The sequence below is a fragment of the Zhongshania marina genome, from assembly GCF_002915595.1.
GTDB classification, from domain to species: domain Bacteria; phylum Pseudomonadota; class Gammaproteobacteria; order Pseudomonadales; family Spongiibacteraceae; genus Spongiibacter; species Spongiibacter marinus_B.
The window spans coordinates 101,594-120,009 of record NZ_PQGG01000019.1; the positions used below are offsets into that span (position 1 = coordinate 101,594).

Consider the following 18,416-nt stretch of genomic DNA (forward strand, 5'->3'; position numbering starts at 1 on the left):
CTTTCTATTCAACGTCTGCCAACTGCAGGGCAAGCGCCCTTTGCTCATCTTCATAGCTATTTGGCTCAGGCTTTTTAATTTCGTCGCGCCACTCGTCCAAGCTGCGCTGAGCCACACTGGTGTCTGGGTACGCTGGGTAGGTAACCGGCGACACATCAATGAGCCGTTTGAACTTTTTAATGGTGCGCACCACGCGGCCGTCGTCGTCTTCGTCCCAGCTATCTTCATCAACCGTAAAGCGGAAGCTAGACTGATCCACATCTTTGCGCTCAAGACTTACCATTAAGTCCCGCGCAACTTGCGTGTCCGGCGGATCACACTCATAACGCAAGCCGGTGCCGTCAACACTAATCCGCAATGTGCCGCTTACAGTGCGCCCTAAAATCATGCTGGGGTCATGGTTAAATGCGCAACGAACATCATCACCTAACACCCCATCAAAGGCGCCAACCGCAATTTGTTCACGAAAGCCACCCAAATTCTCACTCAGCGAATCAAACACCGCGGCATAACCAACGATCATAGGCACTTTATTGTCGCCTTCAGCGCGTTGCTCAATCTTTAAACTTGAGCTAAAGACCCGCTCCTCGGTTTTATTCTTCATTTAAAATACCCTCCAATGCCAGGCTTGCAATGTTGTTGCACAGACCAATTTGGTATTCATTACCCTGCCAGCGCTTAATCAATGAGCGCAGGCCGTCTGCTGGTTCTGATTGCTCAAAAACACTCTGCAAGCTGCGCAGTGCGTTGCTTAGGTGCGCCTTAATAACGCTTGGCGCATAGTCACCAGCGACCGGCTCCAAATGCCGACACAAAAAGCGATTGTGGTCTGCGTAGAATTCGGTAACACGCCTTTCCAATGCTTTGGCATCATCGCCCGACGCTTGCAGTGCACGCTCTAAAGCACGAGCTTCACAAGACGCAATCTTAGCAACGGCTTGGCGTAACATCCGAGCGTGAAAGCCACGCAGCTGATCGTCCTTTTCATCATCAACCAGCTCACCCTCTAAAGGCTTATCGATCGCAGCCACGTCCACCAAGTTCAATGGCACAAAGAAGCGATCGCCGTCGTCAATAGGGTTCATGTTTTCCTTTTTGCGAATCTCGTTTTGCGATATAGCGCCCATTGAGAACAGCGCTTTATAAAACTCTGCCCGCGCTTTAGAGTCTCCGCGCAGTAAGCCCTCAACGCTAAACTCAATGTAAACCGACTTATCTTTGGTGGCGTTCAACAAATCTCGTTTGCCTGCCTGTTCCCAACGGGTAAGGTGTGGCTGCAGCGAATACACTACATAGCCAATACCTTGCGATTCAATGCCACTTCCCCAACTGGTCGAGCCAGACACATCTGCAATCATGTGAGGCGGCAAGCCAAAAATACGCGCGATTTCCGACACCTGAAAACGACGGGTCTCTAAAAACTGCGCCTCTTCAGGATTAACCGTTAACGACTGCCACTTAAGGCCGTCTTCCAATATTGCGGGGTTATGGGCATTGCTTACACCTTGGTGGCGGCTTGACCAGTCTGCCTTTAGACGGTCAAAAGCAGCGTCGCTAAGCTCTTTGTCCGTTTGCAGCACACCGCTAACAACAGTGCCATTGCCAAAATAGGTCGCGCCGAATTGCTCGGCGGCCAAACTTAGGCCAATGGTTTCGCGCAGACTGTTAATAACACTCAGGCCTTTTAGGCCGTCGCTGCTCATACCGCGAAGATGAAAAACCTCATGCTGCAAATAGACGTGCTGCTTACCTTGCGCGTCTGTATGCGCGTAAGCAATGTCACCATTTGGCGCCCAAAATGGTTCGGTACGGTCTGGGTGCAGCGGCTTTAACGCTCGCAACTTACCCCCGCCGTCATACTCTTTGTAGCAGTAAGCATTGCCACGCAGCAACAAATGCCCCTGCAGCATTTCGCGCCACTCAAAGCTTGTTTGCCAACTGTTTGGCTGCCAGCGCAGAAGCTGGTACAGCTCATGCTCTTCTGCCACTTCGCGGCCACCCGCTTTAATGTTGCGGTATGGTTTAAGTGGCAGCATAGCCAAGGATGAACTTAGTATGCGAACACACGCATAAACCGCACTGAGCTGCATGGCTGTCTCCGCAGTAACTGTAACACCAGACGCAGTAGAAGCACCGCCACCAAACCAGCTGGCAACAACTGGGTCGCGCGGGTGCGCAGACATGGCGCTACTGCGCTGCTCTCCCAAAAATAAACGGCTCGCCATACTCATTAGGGTGCAACCTTAACGTCAGACTTGTCTGGCAAGCCCATCCAAATAAGCGCCGCACCCACAAACACATAAGATGCCGGCGGAAAAACCTGCCAAATTCCGTAAGCGATTGCCGCTATACCGATCACTACCAACAGGCCATTTAAGCCCTTGGTCAACACTATGATCGCCGCTGCTTTAATGGCTGTTTTATTGAGCGTCATAGTCGTCGGATTCCTCGGGTTTCATAAACAGATTTTTTAGGTTTTTCGCCAATGGACTTACCCACAGCCATCACAAGAGCAACAATGCCATCGATACGGCCAACAGCTTTGTCTTTTGCTGGCTTGCGGTTGCCGGCTGGGTCAGTTGCCCATACCGCGTTGGCGGCGCACATGGTCATTACCGGATTGCCGTTGTGCTTTAGCTCACCGTTTAGCAAGCGCTTCTCAAACTCATCAACACCCGGAGCCATATCCTTAAACCCCTGCCCGTATGGCTCCATCGGAGGTAGCTTTACACCTTCGTCATCAGCTAACTGCTTAAGGTCTTCTATGCGCCAGCGGTCAAAGGCCAAGCACTCAATATCAAAACTATCTTGCAGCTGCGCTATACGGTGCAGAACAAACAAACGGCTTACCGCCCGCCCAGGTGTTGTTTCTAACCAGCCTTGGTCGCGCCATACGTTGTATGGCTGTCTGTCTTTGTCCGCCTTTTCTGCCAAGCCATCGTTGGGCAGCCAAAAGTAAGACAGCGTTGGCCACTCCCGCTCATCGCCCACCGGCGGGAAGATAAGCTGCAGTGACGTAAGGTCGATTGTGCTTCCCAAATCTAGAGCGCCAATACAACGCCGGCCGCGCAAATCTTCAGCCGTGTAGTCGCCCTGCGCTTGCTGCCAAATGTGGTAGCTGATTGCTGGGTTATGGCCTTCAACCCACATACAAAAGTTAAGGCGCTTTACTATCGACTCTTTGCCCGGCATCCCCTTCGCTTGAATCACCTGATCCAGCAAATACTTGGGCTGAATCGTTATGCCCAGCGACGGGTTTGCCTTGTACCAGCAGTCCGGCACGGCGAAGTTACGCAAGAATTCTGCGAGCGCTTCTGGATCATCAGGATTGTGAACGTAGCCAATATCAAAAGGGTCGTCGTCTTCGTCAACCGCGCAGATATAGCTAAAGAACGTATCGTCGTGCCGTACACCAGCTGCGACTTCTGCGCCGTATTGGTGATACTCCCAGCACACCGACTGCTTGTTGGTGCCGCTGTTGGTGATCATAAAGATCAACGGATTGCGGCGCCCTTTGGTACCTGCCCGAATCATTTCAACAACGCGACCATCGCGGTGCTCATGAATTTCATCGAGCAAGGCCATGTGCGGCCGTGGACCAGACTGGCCATCGTCGGCACTAATCGGCCTAAAGAAACTGTCTGACTCGTGGTAAGCCAGATTCCACTCTTTACCACGGCTACCGCTGCGAGCAATTCTTGAATCTAGCTCAGGCGACATATCAACCATGGCTACCGCGTCACGGAACAAGATCATTGCCTGATCTTTCTTGGTGGCCGCTGCGTACACTTCAGCTCGCGATTCGCCATCAGCCGTCATGCCGTACAAACCAACACCAGCCGCAAGTGGCGACTTGCCCGAGCCCTTGCCGGTCTCTACATAAGCAAGCTGAAAACGGCGGGTGCCATCGCGATTCTTCCAGCCAAACAAGCTACCAATAACAAACAGCTGCCACGGCTCAGGATAAAACGGCTTACCCTCAAACTCGCCACCGTTAAGGCAAAGCACCTCGCGGTAATACTGGATCGTATGCAGCGCGGCATCTACATCCCAAACTAACCCGCGCGATCCACCTTCCTCTAGGTCTTTTAAGTGGCGAGCACAAGACGCACGAACATGCGGCCCCGCAATGATCTCGCCAGAGGCTACACCTTGCGCGTAGCCCGTAACCGGATCATCACTTGAAGAATCTTCCGGTGACAGATTGTTGTCCATTGGCGTCCTGTGGGAAAAGCTCTTGCTGCGGCGTCACAGATACACGGTTACGGGCAGATGGCGTCATACCAAACTCAGCCAAGAACTTGTGCATTTGCTCAACAGCACGGTTACTGATTTGCAGCCAAACACTAATCTGCTTGTACTGACTGGGCGTGGTGTCAATCAAACCGTCATCGCCCATATTTTTTAAATTCTTCTCTGCCTTGGCCCAGCGCGAATACGCCACGCAATAAACGCCAAGGGCGGCGCGATCGATCTTAGCGACCAAGCCCAATTTTTCTAACTCTACGCTGATACGCTTCCACTCTTTGCGAGCCTCGGTATCAAGGTGCGACGGCATGTCCGGTATTTCCACCGGTACCCGCGCACCGTCATGCAAAGCGGCCAACCGCTTTTTACTTGGATTGCCGTTAAGGGCATGGACGTTAGCCGGCAACGGCTTTGGTCCGCGTTGTCCTGCCATATTCCACCTCAAGAATTGCAAAAGTGATCAGACTGATCACCACCTAAATACCCCCTCCTCCAGATACCCCCCCTCCCGAAATTCCCGCTCGTGCCAGAAAAGGGAGGGGGGCGGTCTAGGTTCGCAGGGCTCTGTAGTTTTAATACCCCCTACCCCTTGGCCCAAGGGTGCGAAGGGTCTAAAGGAAAGCCGTTGACATCACTACCAACCTGCACACCAGACTTTTCAAGCCGCTGCTTATGACTGTCATGACAGTGGCCACACAAACCCTGCCAGTTGTTCTTATCCCAAAACAACTTCATGTCGCCTCGGTGGGCAACCTTGTGATCAACAACGGTAGCTGTAACGTAAACACCCCGCGCCTTATGATCTGCACACCAAGGATTGCGACGCAGAAAACCCTTGGCTGCCTGCTGCCATTTGTAGCAGTAAGGCCAAGCCAACTAACGTGGCCTCGCCTTGTCGGACGGTGGATTAAACGCCAAGCGATCTAGCCACTTCTGCACCTTAACAACTGCTCGATAAGCCTGATTAACATACTCATCATCACGCGTGCTCGGCGTAATACCTGTCACGGCAGCAATACCCTGCAGCAGCAAAGAAGCCGCACCCACAGCAGTGACCGCATAGCCAATGTACACGCCCGCACTACCCAGTAAGCCCGCAGAACTTGCCGCACCAATCAACACGCCAATTGCATCAGCTGACTCATCAGCAAGAGCAGGCAAAGAACTCAACACAAACAGCGCCGGCAACACACATATCGCCAGCGCAATGACGACCCCAAAGGAATAACGCCCCAAAGCTTTCATAGCACACCTCAATTCAATAATTAGGTTCAAAGGTCTGAACGCTGATCGCCAAGCGCATGACGCTGCTCACGCTGAATTTTCAACTGCTCTCGACGAAACCACAGATTAGTGAGAAAGGTGCCAAACCCAATCAGTAAGCCACCCAAAGCGACCCACTCATTGATCGACAAGCCCAACAACGTAGTAAACGCAGAAGCCGCATAGCTCCCCGCAGTAGACACTTTGTCCGGCGTCATCCAAATACCCTTCTTACCAAATACAAAAAAGCCCCATGCAGTGGGGCAAGACAGGTGAAACCGGCCAAGGCACTCACCCAGAAACAAAAAATTCAGGTACAAAAAAGCCCAGCGCGATGGCTGGGCTTTCTTGGCAGTCACGTATTGCGACCGTGCCATAAACGTACTAGGTAGAGTCCAAGGATTCAACAAGACAAAATGTCCATCGCTGTTGATAACTCAAAATAAAATATTAAATTCAAATACTTAAAAAATAAAAATAATTTAAAAAAATATCTAATTAGTGGCTTGCTTAACCAGAAAGCGCCGCTAGTAGCCGATCTAGCTCAGCAGACGACAAGGCCGCCTCATCACGCACCGCAGCAGAGGGCCTAAAGAATCTATCAATCACCACATGCAGCTCAGAAATCTTCGCAAACATACCCGACCGCGAACAACCCAACCGCCCCGCCTTCTCATCAGCAGTATGAAAAACATCAACATAAAACACCTCAAGCAAGGTGCGCTCAGCCTCACTCAGCTCAGCAGAAATAAACCGATCCAAGCGCTCAACATCACCCAGCATAGGCGCCCTATTCACCACCCTGCTAGGCCTAGACGCCACCGCATGGGCAGTCACACCCGCAGACAAACCCGCACGCAACACCGCCGCTGTACGCTTGTCGGCGCCACTGCGCCGCGCCCTGCTCAGCTCTGCCACCACAACAGGCCCAGACCCAGACGGATAACCAATGCCCGCCACGTCAGACTCACCCAGACGCACACACTCAGCCCAAGAATCTAACAACCTGCCCACCCAAGCAATCATCGCTGCCTCCACGAAAAACGTCTTAGCTTCCACTGATCCAAGCACTGCCGAAAAAACACAGCATCCCAAGATGCCTTAGCCACACCGGACTCAGTCCAAAACATCACAAACTCAGCCGTGTACTCATCCACAAACTGCGCATCCACAAATTCATCACGCACTAGCCTAGTCATCGTATCGACAGCAGGCAACCAATCAGCAGCCAACAATTTGCCGCCATTCGCGCTAGATATATTTTTAGTAGTTGTAGTAGATAACGGAAGTACGGAGGTATGACGCTGCTCACAATTATTAATATGCTGGTCATCTATGTCGGCGCTTACCTCTGCAGCCCTTATAACAAACTGTTTTACATTGCTTTTATCGGTATTCTTCTGTGTTGCTGCTTTGCGCGATCCACCTATGACGGAGATATGACGCTGCTCACCGGAACGGATTTTTTCGTCAACAATAGCCAATGGCAATTTAAACACCATCGCATCAACTCGGCGCCGCTGCGGAATCTTCTCAACAAGGCCATGACGCTCCAGCAACACCAGCAGATTACGCACCAAAGACTTACTTGGCGCACTAACCGCACCCAGCTTACTACCCCTATCAGGCGCAACCTCTAACAGCTCACGAAAACCCTTGTAACAAACAATCCGCTTCACACCGACAATACCTGTTGAGTAATCCATAAACGGACGAATGCCCATCAAATAAAGCAGCCTAGCATCAAGCCGCAGCCCCCTTAGCGCATCCTCTTCATCGTCACTCAAGCGAATAGAAACAGACATCACCACACCACCACAGGCCGCTCGCGACCACTAGATTCAACAACCAACATAGAATGCTCAATACTCAGCAAAACAGACTGCAACTGCACCGCAGACAACCCGCCCGCATCCGCAGCTTTTATCAGTAAGTCATACGTCACCTCTAAGCGATTAAGCGCCACAGATCGACACACCTGCTCATTACAGCGCGCCGCCTCAAGCAACCGCGTAATCTCGCTTAACTTGTGCTCGCAAGGGTTCAAAGTCTTATTATTTACACTCAAAGAAATATCACTCACTCTTCTGCGCAGCCAAAAGAAATGCTTCCGGAGTTCTAAATAAAACATCCTTCAAGCCATCCACCTCTTTCTCTAAGCACTTAAAATAAGCATCTAGCTTCATGCCCGACAAATTAATGTCATGCCGCTGATGCTTAATCATCCACTCCAGCTTAGCTACCCGCTCTGCCACATTGGGCACGTAAGGCTTCGCCACCCGCCTAATCCAACATCTGTTTAAGCAAAGACGACGCTGCAAGCCGCACAGCCTCAACACTGGCATCAACACCACTTTGCATTAGCCGAGCCTTAATGGCGGCCCACACCGTGTCGCGCCTAATTTGATCCAGCAACTCATGACCCTGCCACGTCAAACGAAAAGCAAAACGATAAGGACTGCTAGACCCTTTGCGGCCACCGCCCTCAATAATCCCAGCCTCTTGCAGCAACGCCATGTGATAAGCCGCCACCTCATTGGGAATACCTCGGTCCTCAAACTCAGTAGAATCAACCTGACTATCATCGGTAGGCAGCGACTCAACCTTTAACAGAATCTTTCTAATCACATCCCAATCGCGCTTCACGCAACACCCCCAAAATTACCCAACGTCCGCCGTAAATCGGCAGCACCATAGCGATGAATTCGCGCCCGCCGCTCAAAATCATTTGCCTCAGCCTCAAGCTGCGCAGCCAGCTCCGCAATACACGCCAGCGCCGGATCTTCACCGTCTGCCAGCACAACCGCATCTGCATACTGAACAAAATTAACAAAGCCAGACGGCTCGCGGCTTTTATACTCGGTGCCCACATCAGCTAGGTACGGCACACACTGCCCCACCAAACCGGCATACCAGCGCATAGAGTCACCGCAACCTGTAATAAGCAGCCTAGGCATTACGCCGCATCCCGCTTTAACCGATACACATCACAATGATCCACATCCCGCGCCATACGATCGCGGTCAGACGTAAACGTGTCTTGCAACACCACACCTTTACGAATCAAACCAACAAGGCAATTGCGAACCGTACCCGCCATAACGTCACCGCTCAGCGCCTTTCTAATCTCAAAAATAGTCGCCCCATCAGCACCGTAGCGGCCCAAAATCTTAAACACCTTGCGCTCCATTGGCGTAACCAGCTTAGCCGCGCAATCAACCTGCAAAACAGCACTCATTTACCACCTCTCCACCTAATAAAAAACAAGGAGCGGCAGCCCGCAAACCTCACCAGTGCGCAGGTGACGCGATTCCTGCTAGGATTAATGCACCACACACCACCTACAAGGAATACAGATACTATGAAGGACAATAAAGTTGTTGAATTTACCGGAGCCGAGGCGACGCTCGCATGCGGAATCACTAACGCGTACTTCACAAACCTACTCCTAAAGCAAAGCCAAGGACAAAACACAGAAGACCCAGAAGTAAAAGCCGCATGCCTAAGCGAGGCGCGACAGGCTGTTCTAGACGAGATAAAACTGGGGCAGGCTCAACAGAAGCAAATCTCGCAGCTTTAGTAAGCTTCACCTGCTCCAACGAATAGCGCCGCAGGCCTTCCTCCAATCGAGCAACTGCGGCGCTGCACTCACACTTGTCACACATCAGCCCGCACTCCTTAACGTATAAACACCCTGCGTACGCACAAGATGAATAGAATCCATAACCCGCTCAATCCGCTGCTCATGCCGCAACAAACTGTGCCTACGCTCACCCATCGTTCCAACCCGCAAGGTCGGCCATAAATCAAAATTGTTCAACGCATCAAGCGCCTGCTGACTTAAAGCCTCGCCGGCGCGTTTAGAAATAGACTTAGCCATTTACCGCAACCCTCGCCTTATAAACATCAGCCTCACCATAGCCGCGACCAATACGCTCAGCCTCAGTAGTGCAACCAACATGATCAAGCAAGCCGCGCTTACTCAAATTACGAATACAGTTATTTACCGTACCAGGTAACACCTGCAAACCAATCACCTTGCGCACCTCAAACACCGTCGCGCCACAATCACCAAACTTAGAAATAGTCCGATGAACCCGCCGCTCACGTGGCGATTTATAAGTTATTTCTGTAGTGCTCATAGCCCCCTCCAAAATCAACAAAAGCGGCAGCCCGCAAGCCTCACAACTTCCCATGTGACTGGATATCTCCTAAGCTGAAAAGAGCGACCAACCCAACCAAGGAGAAAATCAAAGTGGACACCAAAGAAAAACAAGCACGCGCCGTCATAAACGCATTGCACACAATCAACCACCAAATCGACGACATTCTTAACGAGCTTACAGACGGCAAACCCATAACCAGCACAAAAAAAGCAGACCTTCAGGAAAAACTGGGCGCACTCAAAGACAAACTGAAAATATCGGCCAAAACTGGCACCATCGACGGCAAAATACGCGAGCAGAACAGCTTTGAGCGCCGCTACTTTCATCCCGCCACCCAATCGGCAGACGCAAACCTCATGCTGGCCCGCAACAGCAACCCCGCAAATGGCAACTGGCTCGAACGGCTTATGATTGCCCAAGAAGACATCACCCATCTTCTCTCACAACTGACGGAACTGTACCCGCCATCCCAATAATCGAAAGACGAATCTCATTGGCGCGCCACTCCAGCGACTTAAACACCGCGTCACAAAATAACTCAGAGCGCGCCGCACTCTCCGGCGCCTGCCGAATAGCAAACAACAGCGTCTCCACGCGCCCCAACAAACTATTAGGGTCAGTCCACCCATAGCCTTCCGGCAGCACACAAATATCATCCAGCAGATCATCTGAAGCACCAACAACCAGAGACCTTGGTGGCCTCACCGCAAAGCCTCGACGGCAAGACTTAGCGCCGTAACGACTAACACGGCTAGGCTTAAACCTCATACCCACCTCCACTCTCTACACTAATAACACCGCTAATTAGCGGCTTAAACGTAACCTGCTACTTGGTTAAGCTAATTTCAAATGACCAAATCAGGCCGCAGACGCCTCTTCAATAAACAAAGTTTCAAAGCTAACGTCTGCGCCGCAACCGGCTAAAACAGCAAGGATCTTCTTAATGTCATCAGCATCAGGAGTACGCGCACCGGTTTCGTATGACGACCAACGGCTCTGCCCCCATCCAGCCAATTCACCGGCTTGGGACTGGGTGAGTGCCACCTGTTTTCGATAATCCGCAATCTTATTCATTGAAGGCTCCAATATGCTCACAGCTAGAATAATCGCGAATCGTGATAATTGTCAACACGTAACGAGTTATGCAGATAACGCGCAGCGTGGTAAAAAGTGCACTATGAATATCGCAATCAGACTCAAACAACTCAGAAATCGAAAAGGACTGTCACAAGCAGACCTTGCAGACGCCTGCGGATGGGATCACCAAAGCCGCATATCAGGCTATGAGCGCAACGAACGAGAACCATCTTTCAGTGACCTAAGCGCCATTTGCGCCGCGCTAGGGATAACCGTTGCAGAATTTTTCGAATACCAAGTTAAAGAAAGAGCCGCCTCTTACGCGACAGGCCTGAAAGATGCCGACTACAACAATATAAACAACGATGTGAGCTCAGGCCCAGACACCCGCGGATTCGTACCCGTCATATCATGGGTACAGGCAGGACAATGGCACGAAGCCGAAGACTTACACCAGCCAGGACTAGCTGAAAAATTGATTCCATGCCCCAAAACCCATAGCCGTCAAACTTACGCACTACGCGTACAAGGCGACTCTATGACAGCCCCCATCGGTCGCAGCTACCCAGAAGGCGCCATTATCTACGTAGACCCAGAGCTTCGAGGAAGCGTAGGCATAGGCGACCGAATAATTGCGAAACTAGACAAAGAAGATCGCGTCACGTTCAAACAGCTTGCAAGCGACGGCGATAAAATGTACCTAAAGGCACTAAACCCAAGCCACCCCCCAATATTTGACGAGTTTCGCATTCTTGGCAAAGTTATAGGCTCTTGGATAGATGACTAAAAAAGTGACACATGATGAACTGCGAAATATGTAAATGCGAGCTAACCGAAAGCTCTGCTCGATATGAAATGAATATAGCCCACTGCAAGAATTGCTTTGGAAGCGCGCAAGCAAAAGAATACATCTTATCGAAAACAGCCCTCAGCAAATCAGCATCAGAAGCCAACCTCCCTATAACCGCTGACGATGAATACTCGCCACTTTCCTTACTCTTATTTCTACTGTCCGCAATTGCACTGCTAGGAGGTATTTTTATTTGCGCTGTAATGTGGCCAGATGCCACCGAACACGAATTGAAAATACTGACTTATACGCCATCTATTACTTGGCTCATCACAGGCGTGATGCAATTCTCCTTATATGCCGCCCTAGGACAAGGCCTGCACTATTTAAAGCTAATATCAAAAAGCTCCAAACACACGCCACCAAACAACTAATCACACCCGCTAGGATCTCCTACAAAGCCCGCTCCAAACGGGTTTTTTTTCGCCTCCAAAAAAGCACGCAATAAAAAATATCGCGCTACGTGTTGACATAATAATCACATTAAGCGATATTTGAATTATCGCAATTCGCGATAGTTTGAATATAACCAAGCTTTCCGGAGACACCCATGCAAAACAGCCAATCACTACCCGAACTGTTTTACGAATTTCACGGCCTTTGCTTCTGCACCGCGCCGTTTGAATCGTTGTTGCTGCAACGTCTTCGCGCCACCAACAAACCGCCAGAAGATTTAACCCTGGGCGAAGTGCGCAACATAGTTCTAAGCGCCCAAGGCGACTACAACGACGCCGCCGAGTGCGAGCAAACCGACTGGCCGCAAATTTGCCTTGCTGCAAAAGAGGCACTGGGGCAAGCGGCATGACTAGCCACGGCAACCTCAAATACAAATCTGGCATGGGCCTAGCCCCTCGCGAGGGCGAAGCGCTGTTACTCGCCGCCCTAGGCAACAGCACCAAAGAAAGCGCACGGCTAATGAACGCCGCAGCCGCCACCATAAAGTGCTACCTAGACCGCGCCCGCGAAAAACTCAGCGCCCGCAACATAGCCCACGCGGTAAGCCTTGCGTGGGAGCACGGCCTAATTGTGAGCAAGCACATGTGCACCGTGCTTTTAATTATTACCGCGCTGAACTCTGCAGCGGGTGGCGACATAGACCAACGCAACGTAGGCCGCCTGCAGCGCACCAGAAGCGGCCGCCGCAAAGACGATCAAGGCCTGCTACCCACAGACCTAGAAAGCACAGACAGCTTTAAGCCCATGAGTCTAAACCAGTGGAAAGCACTCATCGCATCAGCAAGGAACGCAGCATGAACATAAACCAAGTGATCAGCGCCGCCCGCGAAGCCATTGCCGCCAAAGGCTTAGAGGTAAAAACCAGCTCGCGCTCAGACACAGAACTGCTACTAGGCGTGCGCAGCAAGCAGCATCACCGCGTATTTGGCCCAGCCTCACCATTAACGTGCTGGACAGATGCCTACGAATACGCCACCGGCAAAAGCTGGGTATCGCTACTTACCCAATGGCGCAGAACCTCACCGGCACGGCCACCGCACATTGCCGCCGACAATCGCGGCGAATTAAGACTCATTGCCGGCAACGCAGTATCGGTAGAGCAGCAACTAAAGCAGCTAGAAGCAAACGGCCAGCTACTCAGCGCCGTGTATACCCGCCGTGGTCAGCGCCAAACCATCGTCCACGCAGAGGTCATTTGATGAGTAGCGACGTATCGGCAAAGCAGCAAGAGCAAATCAGCAAACTCACGCATGCGAACACCAAGCTAATGAACTGGAATTTTAAACAAGACAAGGCCATCGCCAACACCAATCGGCGGCTGTCGCGCACCGTGGCCAGACTTAACGAAAAAGACGCCCTGCGCGAGCAAATTGCCGCCGTGAGCGAAAAAGTAGAAGAGCTAAGCGCACAAGTAATGATGCTAAGCGAGCTAAACCACAACCTCACCCGCCAGCTGCACCAAGCCATTACGCAGCTAGCGCCACAAGAGGCCAGAGACAATGTTACGCACCTTAAAAGAAGCGTGTGACCAACACGGCCTGCGCCACCGCGCAGTAAGCAACCGCCTTAAAAAGCTGGGCTACATCAAAACCAGCATACACGGCACCGGACTGGTACCGGACTACAGCCGCAAGGCCTCGGCCGACCATTTTAAATTGCGAGAACAGCAGTTTTACATACTGCACAACGGCAACCGCATTCAAAAACACCGCACCGTCGTTGCCGTAACAGACGCCGGCGAAGAACTGGTCTGCAAACTCTGCCCAGACCTAACCAAAGAACCAGAACAGGAGCACTCTGCATCATGAGCACACCGTACAAAAACACCATCGTAGGCATGACGCAACGCTACCTGCCCAACTACGACCCGCGCCTAATTGCTGCCCAAATCCAGCAAGAAAGCGCGTGGAAAACAGACGCCCGCTCCCCCGTTGGCGCACAAGGCCTAATGCAAATCATGCCCGACACATGGGCAGAAGAAGCCAGCCAACTAGGCCTTATTAACGCCAACCCAGACGAACCCACCACCAACATCCAAGTTGGCTGCGCCTACATGGCACAAATGCTCAACGGCTGGACCGCACCGCGCCCACCGCTAGACCGCATCTGCCTAGCCCTAGCCAGCTACAACGCCGGCTTTGGCCACCTGCTAAAAGCCCAAAAACTAGCAGGCAACGCCAACGACTACGCCAGCATTATTGCAGCGCTCCCCCGCGTAACCGGCACACACGCCACAGAAACACGCACCTACGTAAAGCGCATTCTCAAGTTTTATAACGAGTTTGTGATTTACGGCTGGTAAGGCCAACGCCAACAAATAGAGACCAAGACCATGAAAATATTTTTGACCATGTATTTATTGCTAGGCCTATTTGTAGCCATTTGCATAGTCGATGGCTACACGCAAAGACGCACCAAAAAACAACCCGCATTAGCCGTAAGCGTTGCATTTGCGATCTTGGTGGCGTCATGGCCTTACTGGGCATGGCGACTGCTGAAATGAAACCCTTTGCCGTATTCCAAGGCACCACCGACGAAGACGGCAAATTTGTCAGATTCGACATGCAAGGCAAAAAGCGCCGCCGTTACCGCGTGGTGCTTTGGATCAAAACCAACAACGGCGACCGGATAGAGCACGAGTTCTAAACAAAAACACCGTGCCGGTTCACCGACTTTATGGCCCAAATCATAAGGCCAGCAGTAGACGACATTATTGAAGAAGCCGCAGAAAACGGCGGCACAGAACGTTACGGCTTTAGCTGTTACAAGTGGGGATAGATATGACACTCCAACAATCACACGCAGAGCTTTTAGCTTTTGTGATCGCAGAGCGCGACTGCTTTTACGACTGCTGCAGCAATGAAGACGGCACCATTTCAGACCCCGACGATATCCGCGAGCTCGAAGAAATAGACGCGATTATTGACAGAGCGAAACAGGCATCAGCATGAAACTCACACCCGCAAAACGCTGGATCAACGAAACCTTTTTCGACGCTGACCGCGCCGGTTAATTTTTGATTGACAGGATCAATAGTATGCAAACCCTATTTCTACTCATGGCCCAATACAACGGCAAAGCCATCATACCCGTAGAGCAGATCTGCACAGACTTTTTCAGCCACCTCACGCCCGGCGTCTTCATGCGCCGCGTTGCCGCCGGCGAACTGGATCTACCCATCACCCGCATGGGTGACAACCAAAAAGCCGCCAAAGGTGTGCACCTAGAAGACCTCGCCACCTACCTAGACAAACAACGGCAAAAGGCGATTGCAGAGAATGACAAATTACATGGGCGGTATAGGAAGGTTTCTTAACTAGCAGGGCGGCGGCGTGAAATGAATTCAGCGTTGGATGATCCTTTGCTATTCATTATCTATCACCAAATAGCTCTCAGGGGGAAAATAAAACTCCCCTGCAGAGGTGTAGTGCGAATACAGGTCTACAAGAATAATTCTTTGCGATGACTGCCGGACAAAATGCAGCAACCAGTCAGAGGTTTGATATTTATCATGCCTGGCTTTGTAATCAGGTATACCAACGTGGTAATGCCAGAGGTCGTGTTTTCGAGCGAATTCGAAATTCTTTTGGGAGATATCACCAGACCACGAGGGCGCAATTTTACCGGTATAACGAGTGAAATCATCAAACCCGTTTATTTCAAATATATCAGTAAAGTCGAGTATTTTATCTTGATCAATCTGGGAAAGGTTTTGAAATTCAGAGGCAAACTTACAACCAAAGCTCCACTCGTACGCCACGCGCTATGCCTTGGACAATATTAGAGCCCTTTTCTGCTCACGAGTAAGACCTACCGGAACTTTATAAACCGGCGATTGAAGTGCTTTTTCCATACGCTTCAAATCAAACTTTGGCGTTTGATTTTTTACAGATGGTTCTACACACACAGCAGACATATTAGAGCCTATTTTTCAAATTTACTAAAACGGTCCCATGGCATTAAAACCACATCACCTGACTATCTTAGGCTCGACAAACTAAAATTGCAAATTTGAAATTATCCGGTGTTACCACAAGGCCTGTAGGTATACATGTACAGCAAAGGCCAAAACACTGCTAATTTCCGCCGCACCGACATAACCAATAGCTTGGTTATGTTTTGGAAAAAAAACGGCACTTTAATATGTTTTTTCAATATATTTCAACAACTTAACCTTGGTTATAATTTTGATCAAAAAACAACCAATCATAGGTCTTTTACTCAAACTCTATATCAAATTCACCTTGATCACCGATCTGAGGAAATGCCCGCTTAAAGTGCGTGCTAAATGACTCTTTGGAGCGAACAGAGGCGCCAATACCAATAACCTGCCACAAATGCTCGCGCAAAGCAGGCACGCCAATCTCTTCGGTAAGAAACTGGTGCATTCTATATTTGCGCCCACCCAAACCAAATACGACTGGGTTTTTCACGTCAAGCTGCTCAAGAATTGCGCCATTACTCGCAGCCAATGGCTGGTACACGTATTTACGGATAAAACCACCAAAAAATTGCGGGTGATTCCCTTTGGTGCGTGGAATACCATAAAGCCTATAGATCATATCGAAGAACTGCTGCGGAAACTCCTTTTCCCACTCGCGCATTTCAGCGCGAATAAATTCCGTAAATAGAGCTCGATATTCATCCTTCGCCTTATCCTGAGAATAACCAGTCGCCTCATCAATAAGAGCCATGATGCCGACTTTCGCGCAAGATACTACAAAGGCCTCGCACGACATGGCATAGCGCTTTTCTGCAGCGGTAGTCATGTACCCTGCTCTACGTGCCTCGAGAATTGCCTTGCAGAATTCGATCAGCAGGTCGCCCTCATAACCGAACGCAGTTGGCCCGCTCGACATCTTAAATATGACAGGATTTTGAATTTTTTCAGAAAGACGTGCGATATTCTCAGACTTAAGCGCTGGAATATTAAGGAAGCCAGCAAGTTTGTCGCCAGCCTTTTTAGTCCCTCGTTTGAGACCAATAATGTCAGTAAACGATCGCTGCGTAATTACACGTCGTCCATTGCTAAGGTGGTGACAATCTATCAACCACCCACCTAACTCTAGCTGACCTTCCCGCTCAGCTACCAATTCCTGTGGCAAGCCCATAAGCACACTCCATGTATATCAGTGCTCGAGAATATCACCCAACTCTAAATCCGTAAACTAACGGCCACCCTCCCTAGCCCCTAAATCAACCGGCGCCGCCAGAATCTTCGCCAACCAAGGCCAGCCCACATACTTGTCACCACGCCCCCGCAAATGAGTATAGCGACGGAGCGAATTCCAGTTTCGATGCCCAGAAACACTGGCAACACGCGGGATATCCCAATCCATTTCAAATAGCCGGCTTACCCCCTCGTGCCGCAAATCATGGAAGCGCAGATCCTCAATCTCTAAAAACTTGCATGCTCGAGTAAAGCTGGCTGAAATCGAGTCGCTGTTATACGGAAAAATCTCAGCACAAACCTGCGGCATACTCTTCACAATCGCCATCGCCTCGTCCGGCAGGGCACACCAAATATCATTACCAATCTTCTGGCCCGGATTTTTCATATCCCGCACCAACACCCGCTGCCCCGCCTCGTCTAAATCAGCCCAGCGAATACGGGTGATCTCCTCCTGACGACGGGTAGAAAACAGAGCAAAGCCAACCACCTTGAGCATATTAATCGACGCAGGCCGCCGCTTTTGCATCTCGGCATAATGCAACAACAGCGCATCAAGCTCCTTAAAACTTGGCCGGCGATCGCGCTCGCGGCTGCGGCTAACCATACCCATCTTGCGCAACACCAGCCGCGCATCAGTCATCGCGTGGGGATCCACGTCAAACCCCCAAGCAGGCCGCGCCACTGACATAACCGCGCCGAGGTGCGCCAAATCATTACCCACTGTCTGTGGCTGCACCGCCCCGCCGTCCGCACCAATTCGCCAGTGAGCATACTCAACTAAGCGCTGACTGTTTAAATCGGCGAGCAACAAATTACCGAGCCACGACGCCGCAATAGCCTTTAACGTATTCCGCTTAGTATCACCCAGCGGCCGCAACTTACCGTACTCATCCAAATACTTATGAATTGCATCATGCACAGACACCGAAACCTTACTCGCCTTCTCAAGCGCCCCAGGTTCGGCCAACTCATATTCCCGCTTCTTAATCCAAGCGGCCGCCGCCGGTTTACGTTCAAACGTCTGCGTTTCTTGATAGACTATCGCCCCGTCACGGCGAATGCGGATCTGCGCACCGTAGACCTTAGAACCATCTTTTTTATTGCGCTGTGTAATCGTGCCCATGCCAGTGCTTAAATTTAGAAATCAGTGCTTAATTCTAGCACTGACATCTAAAAAAAGGGC

General features: G+C 50.9%; 35 protein-coding genes. 13 read left to right on the plus strand and 22 right to left on the minus strand.

Annotation, left to right across the window (positions count from 1 at the left end; genetic code table 11):
* Positions 1-4 precede the first annotated feature (4 nt).
* The 15 genes from C0068_RS08245 to C0068_RS08315 all read right to left on the minus strand — a co-directional run bounded on the left by C0068_RS08245 (position 5) and on the right by C0068_RS08315 (position 8,749).
* Positions 5-604: an HK97 family phage prohead protease gene (locus tag C0068_RS08245; protein ID WP_103684014.1), complete on the minus strand. Its 600-nt coding sequence runs from the start codon at positions 602-604 to the stop codon at positions 5-7.
* Positions 594-2,231, minus strand: a complete 1,638-nt coding sequence (locus C0068_RS08250; protein WP_103684015.1) for a phage portal protein — start codon at positions 2,229-2,231, stop codon at positions 594-596. The genes C0068_RS08245 and C0068_RS08250 overlap by 11 nt, the downstream gene beginning before the upstream one ends.
* On the minus strand, positions 2,231-2,434 hold the full coding sequence (locus tag C0068_RS08255; protein WP_103684016.1) for a hypothetical protein: 204 nt from the start codon (positions 2,432-2,434) through the stop codon (positions 2,231-2,233). Before C0068_RS08255 ends, C0068_RS08250 begins: the two co-directional genes overlap by 1 nt.
* Positions 2,431-4,215, minus strand: a complete 1,785-nt coding sequence (locus tag C0068_RS08260) for a terminase large subunit (protein ID WP_103684017.1) — start codon at positions 4,213-4,215, stop codon at positions 2,431-2,433. The genes C0068_RS08255 and C0068_RS08260 overlap by 4 nt, the downstream gene beginning before the upstream one ends.
* Positions 4,178-4,681: a phage terminase small subunit P27 family gene (locus C0068_RS08265; RefSeq protein ID WP_103684018.1), complete on the minus strand. Its 504-nt coding sequence runs from the start codon at positions 4,679-4,681 to the stop codon at positions 4,178-4,180. Before C0068_RS08265 ends, C0068_RS08260 begins: the two co-directional genes overlap by 38 nt.
* Positions 4,682-4,830: 149 nt before the next feature.
* Positions 4,831-5,124 (minus strand): HNH endonuclease signature motif containing protein, encoded by a 294-nt coding sequence (locus C0068_RS08270; protein WP_103684019.1) that lies wholly within the window; start codon positions 5,122-5,124, stop codon positions 4,831-4,833.
* Entirely contained in the window at positions 5,125-5,493 is a 369-nt protein-coding gene (locus C0068_RS08275; protein ID WP_103684020.1) for a hypothetical protein, read from the minus strand. It abuts the gene before it with no gap.
* Between the two features lie 26 nt (positions 5,494-5,519).
* On the minus strand, positions 5,520-5,870 hold the full coding sequence (locus tag C0068_RS19560; protein ID WP_199176138.1) for a phage holin: 351 nt from the start codon (positions 5,868-5,870) through the stop codon (positions 5,520-5,522).
* Between the two features lie 151 nt (positions 5,871-6,021).
* Positions 6,022-6,537, minus strand: a complete 516-nt coding sequence (locus C0068_RS08285; RefSeq protein ID WP_103684021.1) for a hypothetical protein — start codon at positions 6,535-6,537, stop codon at positions 6,022-6,024.
* Complete coding sequence (locus C0068_RS08290; protein WP_103684022.1) at positions 6,534-7,316, minus strand: DnaT-like ssDNA-binding domain-containing protein; 783 nt, start codon at positions 7,314-7,316, stop codon at positions 6,534-6,536. Before C0068_RS08290 ends, C0068_RS08285 begins: the two co-directional genes overlap by 4 nt.
* A complete protein-coding gene (locus tag C0068_RS19510; protein ID WP_158249945.1) occupies positions 7,316-7,477 on the minus strand; it encodes a hypothetical protein in 162 nt (53 codons plus the stop codon). Before C0068_RS19510 ends, C0068_RS08290 begins: the two co-directional genes overlap by 1 nt.
* Before the next feature lie 109 nt (positions 7,478-7,586).
* A complete protein-coding gene (locus C0068_RS08300; protein WP_103684024.1) occupies positions 7,587-7,790 on the minus strand; it encodes a hypothetical protein in 204 nt (67 codons plus the stop codon).
* Positions 7,791-7,794: 4 nt separating this feature from the next.
* Complete coding sequence (locus C0068_RS08305) at positions 7,795-8,157, minus strand: DUF2513 domain-containing protein (RefSeq protein WP_103684025.1); 363 nt, start codon at positions 8,155-8,157, stop codon at positions 7,795-7,797.
* Entirely contained in the window at positions 8,154-8,468 is a 315-nt protein-coding gene (locus tag C0068_RS08310) for a hypothetical protein (protein ID WP_103684026.1), read from the minus strand. Before C0068_RS08310 ends, C0068_RS08305 begins: the two co-directional genes overlap by 4 nt.
* Complete coding sequence (locus tag C0068_RS08315) at positions 8,468-8,749, minus strand: hypothetical protein (protein WP_103684027.1); 282 nt, start codon at positions 8,747-8,749, stop codon at positions 8,468-8,470. Before C0068_RS08315 ends, C0068_RS08310 begins: the two co-directional genes overlap by 1 nt.
* 123 nt (positions 8,750-8,872) lie before the next feature.
* Between C0068_RS08315 and C0068_RS08320 the strand changes: the two genes are divergently transcribed.
* Positions 8,873-9,091: a hypothetical protein gene (locus C0068_RS08320; protein ID WP_103684028.1), complete on the plus strand. Its 219-nt coding sequence runs from the start codon at positions 8,873-8,875 to the stop codon at positions 9,089-9,091.
* 84 nt (positions 9,092-9,175) lie between these two features.
* Here the strand turns inward: C0068_RS08320 and C0068_RS08325 are convergent, their stop codons facing one another.
* Both C0068_RS08325 and C0068_RS08330 read right to left on the minus strand, forming a co-directional pair.
* Complete coding sequence (locus C0068_RS08325; protein WP_103684029.1) at positions 9,176-9,391, minus strand: hypothetical protein; 216 nt, start codon at positions 9,389-9,391, stop codon at positions 9,176-9,178.
* A complete protein-coding gene (locus C0068_RS08330; RefSeq protein WP_146047860.1) occupies positions 9,384-9,653 on the minus strand; it encodes a hypothetical protein in 270 nt (89 codons plus the stop codon). Before C0068_RS08330 ends, C0068_RS08325 begins: the two co-directional genes overlap by 8 nt.
* Positions 9,654-9,766: 113 nt before the next feature.
* On the opposite strand from C0068_RS08330, the gene C0068_RS08335 reads away from it, so the two are divergent.
* Positions 9,767-10,153 carry a hypothetical protein gene (locus C0068_RS08335; RefSeq protein WP_103684031.1) on the plus strand — a complete coding sequence of 129 codons (387 nt, stop codon included), beginning with the start codon at positions 9,767-9,769 and terminating at the stop codon, positions 10,151-10,153.
* Here the strand turns inward: C0068_RS08335 and C0068_RS19445 are convergent.
* The gene (locus C0068_RS19445) at positions 10,104-10,445 is read right to left on the minus strand and encodes a hypothetical protein (protein ID WP_146047861.1); all 342 of its coding nucleotides are present in this window, start codon (positions 10,443-10,445) and stop codon (positions 10,104-10,106) included. The genes C0068_RS08335 and C0068_RS19445 overlap by 50 nt on opposite strands.
* 90 nt (positions 10,446-10,535) lie before the next feature.
* Positions 10,536-10,751: a helix-turn-helix domain-containing protein gene (locus C0068_RS08340; RefSeq protein ID WP_103684032.1), complete on the minus strand. Its 216-nt coding sequence runs from the start codon at positions 10,749-10,751 to the stop codon at positions 10,536-10,538.
* A gap of 103 nt (positions 10,752-10,854) precedes the next feature.
* Between C0068_RS08340 and C0068_RS08345 the strand changes: the two genes are divergently transcribed.
* The 11 genes from C0068_RS08345 (at position 10,855) to C0068_RS08385 (ending at position 15,376) form a co-directional block, all read left to right on the plus strand.
* Positions 10,855-11,541 carry a helix-turn-helix domain-containing protein gene (locus C0068_RS08345; protein ID WP_158249946.1) on the plus strand — a complete coding sequence of 229 codons (687 nt, stop codon included), beginning with the start codon at positions 10,855-10,857 and terminating at the stop codon, positions 11,539-11,541.
* 11 nt (positions 11,542-11,552) lie between these two features.
* Entirely contained in the window at positions 11,553-11,978 is a 426-nt protein-coding gene (locus tag C0068_RS08350) for a hypothetical protein (protein WP_146047862.1), read from the plus strand.
* A 176-nt stretch (positions 11,979-12,154) separates the two neighbouring features.
* Positions 12,155-12,409, plus strand: a complete 255-nt coding sequence (locus C0068_RS08355; protein WP_103684035.1) for a hypothetical protein — start codon at positions 12,155-12,157, stop codon at positions 12,407-12,409.
* Positions 12,406-12,858, plus strand: coding sequence for a response regulator transcription factor (locus C0068_RS08360; RefSeq protein WP_103684036.1), 453 nt, complete (start codon positions 12,406-12,408; stop codon positions 12,856-12,858). The genes C0068_RS08355 and C0068_RS08360 overlap by 4 nt, the downstream gene beginning before the upstream one ends.
* Positions 12,855-13,259, plus strand: a complete 405-nt coding sequence (locus C0068_RS08365; RefSeq protein WP_103684037.1) for a hypothetical protein — start codon at positions 12,855-12,857, stop codon at positions 13,257-13,259. The genes C0068_RS08360 and C0068_RS08365 overlap by 4 nt, the downstream gene beginning before the upstream one ends.
* Positions 13,259-13,588, plus strand: a complete 330-nt coding sequence (locus tag C0068_RS08370) for a hypothetical protein (protein ID WP_103684038.1) — start codon at positions 13,259-13,261, stop codon at positions 13,586-13,588. The genes C0068_RS08365 and C0068_RS08370 overlap by 1 nt, the downstream gene beginning before the upstream one ends.
* Positions 13,560-13,868, plus strand: a complete 309-nt coding sequence (locus C0068_RS08375) for a hypothetical protein (RefSeq protein ID WP_103684039.1) — start codon at positions 13,560-13,562, stop codon at positions 13,866-13,868. Before C0068_RS08370 ends, C0068_RS08375 begins: the two co-directional genes overlap by 29 nt.
* Positions 13,865-14,362, plus strand: a complete 498-nt coding sequence (locus C0068_RS08380) for a transglycosylase SLT domain-containing protein (RefSeq protein WP_103684040.1) — start codon at positions 13,865-13,867, stop codon at positions 14,360-14,362. The genes C0068_RS08375 and C0068_RS08380 overlap by 4 nt, the downstream gene beginning before the upstream one ends.
* A gap of 167 nt (positions 14,363-14,529) precedes the next feature.
* Positions 14,530-14,706, plus strand: coding sequence for a hypothetical protein (locus tag C0068_RS19515; protein ID WP_158249947.1), 177 nt, complete (start codon positions 14,530-14,532; stop codon positions 14,704-14,706).
* Between the two features lie 134 nt (positions 14,707-14,840).
* Positions 14,841-15,011 carry a hypothetical protein gene (locus C0068_RS19520; protein WP_158249948.1) on the plus strand — a complete coding sequence of 57 codons (171 nt, stop codon included), beginning with the start codon at positions 14,841-14,843 and terminating at the stop codon, positions 15,009-15,011.
* Positions 15,012-15,097: 86 nt separating this feature from the next.
* On the plus strand, positions 15,098-15,376 hold the full coding sequence (locus C0068_RS08385; RefSeq protein WP_103684041.1) for a pyocin activator PrtN family protein: 279 nt from the start codon (positions 15,098-15,100) through the stop codon (positions 15,374-15,376).
* 48 nt (positions 15,377-15,424) lie between these two features.
* On the opposite strand, the gene C0068_RS08390 is transcribed toward C0068_RS08385, so the two are convergent.
* The 3 genes from C0068_RS08390 to C0068_RS08400 all read right to left on the minus strand — a co-directional run bounded on the left by C0068_RS08390 (position 15,425) and on the right by C0068_RS08400 (position 18,356).
* A complete protein-coding gene (locus tag C0068_RS08390) occupies positions 15,425-15,820 on the minus strand; it encodes a hypothetical protein (protein WP_103684042.1) in 396 nt (131 codons plus the stop codon).
* Between the two features lie 457 nt (positions 15,821-16,277).
* On the minus strand, positions 16,278-17,171 hold the full coding sequence (locus C0068_RS08395; RefSeq protein ID WP_103684043.1) for a P63C domain-containing protein: 894 nt from the start codon (positions 17,169-17,171) through the stop codon (positions 16,278-16,280).
* A gap of 57 nt (positions 17,172-17,228) precedes the next feature.
* Positions 17,229-18,356, minus strand: a complete 1,128-nt coding sequence (locus tag C0068_RS08400; RefSeq protein ID WP_103684044.1) for a site-specific integrase — start codon at positions 18,354-18,356, stop codon at positions 17,229-17,231.
* Between the last annotated feature and the right edge of the window lie 60 nt (positions 18,357-18,416).

Bases quoted from the DNA above. Each gene is read 5' to 3' on its own strand.
- C0068_RS08245 (WP_103684014.1), bottom strand. From the start codon at position 604: ATGAAGAATAAAACCGAGGAGCGGGTCTTTAGCTCAAGTTTAAAGATT.
- C0068_RS08250 (WP_103684015.1), bottom strand. From the start codon at position 2,231: ATGAGTATGGCGAGCCGTTTATTTTTGGGAGAGCAGCGCAGTAGCGCC.
- C0068_RS08255 (WP_103684016.1), bottom strand. From the start codon at position 2,434: ATGACGCTCAATAAAACAGCCATTAAAGCAGCGGCGATCATAGTGTTG.
- C0068_RS08260 (WP_103684017.1), bottom strand. From the start codon at position 4,215: ATGGACAACAATCTGTCACCGGAAGATTCTTCAAGTGATGATCCGGTT.
- C0068_RS08265 (WP_103684018.1), bottom strand. From the start codon at position 4,681: ATGGCAGGACAACGCGGACCAAAGCCGTTGCCGGCTAACGTCCATGCC.
- C0068_RS08275 (WP_103684020.1), bottom strand. From the start codon at position 5,493: ATGAAAGCTTTGGGGCGTTATTCCTTTGGGGTCGTCATTGCGCTGGCG.
- C0068_RS08285 (WP_103684021.1), bottom strand. From the start codon at position 6,537: ATGATTGCTTGGGTGGGCAGGTTGTTAGATTCTTGGGCTGAGTGTGTG.
- C0068_RS08290 (WP_103684022.1), bottom strand. From the start codon at position 7,316: ATGTCTGTTTCTATTCGCTTGAGTGACGATGAAGAGGATGCGCTAAGG.
- C0068_RS08310 (WP_103684026.1), bottom strand. From the start codon at position 8,468: ATGCCTAGGCTGCTTATTACAGGTTGCGGTGACTCTATGCGCTGGTAT.
- C0068_RS08315 (WP_103684027.1), bottom strand. From the start codon at position 8,749: ATGAGTGCTGTTTTGCAGGTTGATTGCGCGGCTAAGCTGGTTACGCCA.
- C0068_RS08320 (WP_103684028.1), top strand. From the start codon at position 8,873: ATGAAGGACAATAAAGTTGTTGAATTTACCGGAGCCGAGGCGACGCTC.
- C0068_RS08325 (WP_103684029.1), bottom strand. From the start codon at position 9,391: ATGGCTAAGTCTATTTCTAAACGCGCCGGCGAGGCTTTAAGTCAGCAG.
- C0068_RS08330 (WP_146047860.1), bottom strand. From the start codon at position 9,653: ATGAGCACTACAGAAATAACTTATAAATCGCCACGTGAGCGGCGGGTT.
- C0068_RS19445 (WP_146047861.1), bottom strand. From the start codon at position 10,445: ATGAGGTTTAAGCCTAGCCGTGTTAGTCGTTACGGCGCTAAGTCTTGC.
- C0068_RS08340 (WP_103684032.1), bottom strand. From the start codon at position 10,751: ATGAATAAGATTGCGGATTATCGAAAACAGGTGGCACTCACCCAGTCC.
- C0068_RS08345 (WP_158249946.1), top strand. From the start codon at position 10,855: ATGAATATCGCAATCAGACTCAAACAACTCAGAAATCGAAAAGGACTG.
- C0068_RS08350 (WP_146047862.1), top strand. From the start codon at position 11,553: ATGATGAACTGCGAAATATGTAAATGCGAGCTAACCGAAAGCTCTGCT.
- C0068_RS08355 (WP_103684035.1), top strand. From the start codon at position 12,155: ATGCAAAACAGCCAATCACTACCCGAACTGTTTTACGAATTTCACGGC.
- C0068_RS08360 (WP_103684036.1), top strand. From the start codon at position 12,406: ATGACTAGCCACGGCAACCTCAAATACAAATCTGGCATGGGCCTAGCC.
- C0068_RS08365 (WP_103684037.1), top strand. From the start codon at position 12,855: ATGAACATAAACCAAGTGATCAGCGCCGCCCGCGAAGCCATTGCCGCC.
- C0068_RS08370 (WP_103684038.1), top strand. From the start codon at position 13,259: ATGAGTAGCGACGTATCGGCAAAGCAGCAAGAGCAAATCAGCAAACTC.
- C0068_RS08375 (WP_103684039.1), top strand. From the start codon at position 13,560: ATGTTACGCACCTTAAAAGAAGCGTGTGACCAACACGGCCTGCGCCAC.
- C0068_RS08380 (WP_103684040.1), top strand. From the start codon at position 13,865: ATGAGCACACCGTACAAAAACACCATCGTAGGCATGACGCAACGCTAC.
- C0068_RS19515 (WP_158249947.1), top strand. From the start codon at position 14,530: ATGGCCTTACTGGGCATGGCGACTGCTGAAATGAAACCCTTTGCCGTA.
- C0068_RS19520 (WP_158249948.1), top strand. From the start codon at position 14,841: ATGACACTCCAACAATCACACGCAGAGCTTTTAGCTTTTGTGATCGCA.
- C0068_RS08385 (WP_103684041.1), top strand. From the start codon at position 15,098: ATGCAAACCCTATTTCTACTCATGGCCCAATACAACGGCAAAGCCATC.
- C0068_RS08395 (WP_103684043.1), bottom strand. From the start codon at position 17,171: ATGGGCTTGCCACAGGAATTGGTAGCTGAGCGGGAAGGTCAGCTAGAG.
- C0068_RS08400 (WP_103684044.1), bottom strand. From the start codon at position 18,356: ATGGGCACGATTACACAGCGCAATAAAAAAGATGGTTCTAAGGTCTAC.